General features: G+C 64.9%; 1 protein-coding gene. It reads left to right on the top strand.

The genetic code is table 11. The features are described 5' to 3' along the window. A partial coding sequence (locus CS062_RS25255; RefSeq protein WP_303645170.1) for a solute carrier family 23 protein occupies positions 1-510 on the top strand: 510 nt, incomplete at both ends.

Here is a 510-nt window from a genome sequence, read left to right as displayed (position 1 = left end):
AGCTATCTGGGGTCGAGCTTCGCGATCATCGCGCCCACCATCGCCGCGTCGACGTCGCACGGCCCATCAGGTGCGCTCGGTGGCATCGTCATCGTGGGCGCACTGCTCATCCTCATCGGCGCCGTGGTGCACTTCGCCGGTATCGGCTGGATCGAATCGTTGATGCCGCCGGTGGTGACCGGATCGATCGTGGCGCTCGTCGGGTTCAACCTGGCCCCAGCCGCCAAGGCCAACTTCGAAGAAGACGCTGTCACCGCCGCGGTCGTGCTGGTGCTCTTGCTGTTGTCACTGGTGGTGTTTCGGGGTCTGCTCGGACGGTTGGCGATCTTCACCAGCGTGGTGATCGGTTACTTCGAGGCACTGGCCCGCGGCAAGGTCGACACCAGCGCTATCGGCGCCGCGGACTGGGTCGGTCTGCCCGAGTTCACCACCCCCACCTTCCTTCTGTCGGTGCTGCCGATGTTCATCCCGGTGGTGATGGTGCTGGTCGTCGAGAACATCGGCCACGTC

This window comes from Roseateles chitinivorans (assembly GCF_002761755.1).
Taxonomy (GTDB): Bacteria; Pseudomonadota; Gammaproteobacteria; order Burkholderiales; family Burkholderiaceae_C; genus Roseateles; species Roseateles chitinivorans.
The sequence above is the reverse complement of the archived record's forward strand: the minus strand, read 5'-3'. Positions and strand labels throughout refer to the sequence as shown.